We start from the raw sequence: 1,170 nt of genomic DNA on the forward strand, positions 1-1,170 counted from the left end.
AACAAAACCGTTCCCTTCTCATTTGTGAAAGCAGGGGTCTTCTACTTCACACGACGGGTTCCGAAGGACCTCGATCACCACTATACCACCGGAAAAATATCCTTCTCGCTGCGGACAAGATCAGCAGCGGTCGCAAAGTCCCGAGCGCAAAGAGCAGCTCAGCAACTTGATGAACACTGGTATCACCTACGTATCCAAGACGTAGACCTGCCGGGCAAGCATCTTCTGAGGATGGGAGCTGCGGTCGACTTTGGGTCTTCGATGTCATGCACCGATCGCGCCAGCGTCGACGCTGTAAAGCTCTCAGAAGCCGTGTCAGTCTATCTGCAGCTGAAGGGGCAAGGACGTCCAATCACCTTCCACAGGGCTGCTGAGCGATCGTGTGGCTATGTCTTGGATGTCTGCGGGGACAAAGACATCAGAAGCTATACCAAGGCGGATGCCAATGCGTTTCGCGACGAGCTGGTGAAGCGAGAATTAGCGGGTAGCAGTATCACCCGCATCTTTGGGACCGTCAGATCAGTCATCAACTTCGCTGCTTCTGAAGCCGGTATCACACTGACCAACCCATTCGCTGGTGTGTACTACGACAGAAGTGCCGGTGTCGAAGATCGTGAACCTATGCCAATCGAAGCGATCCGCTCTCTGCAGTCCAAATGCCGGTCCCTTGATGACGACTTGCGATGGCTGGTTGCTCTGGTCTCGGACACAGGGATGCGGCTTGCAGAAGCTGCGGGTTTGCTCAAAGAGGATTTCGAGCTGAATGACCCAGTGCCTCACGTAGTTGTTCAAGAGCATCCTTGGCGTCGGCTGAAGACATCAGGTAGCAACCGAAAGGTGCCTCTGGTCGGAGCGTCACTATGGGCCGCCAAGCGCTTGCTCTCTGAGAACACTGACAGCCAGTTCGCTTTTCCCCGGTACAACAAATCGAAAACCACGAACGCTAATTCTGCCAGTGCCGCGTTGAACAAATGGATGAAGCCATATGTACCGAGCCGTTGCACCATGCACAGCTTTCGTCATTCGATGCGTGACAGGCTTCGCGCTGTCGAGTGTCCGTCCGACATCGTCGACCAGATAGGTGGCTGGCAAACCGAAGGCGTAGGGCATGGATATGGCAAGGGCTATCCGCTTCAAGTGCTGAGCAAATGGCTGGAAGCAACGGCATAG

1 protein-coding gene is annotated in these 1,170 nt (G+C 54.6%); it reads left to right on the forward strand.

Annotated elements, in window-relative coordinates:
• Nucleotides 1–1,170 (forward strand): DUF6538 domain-containing protein (locus tag AC2FH6_RS21410; RefSeq protein ID WP_496704192.1); only part of this gene is annotated, 1,170 nt, incomplete at its 5' end.

Source organism: Ruegeria sp. CDSC045 (assembly GCF_059610725.1).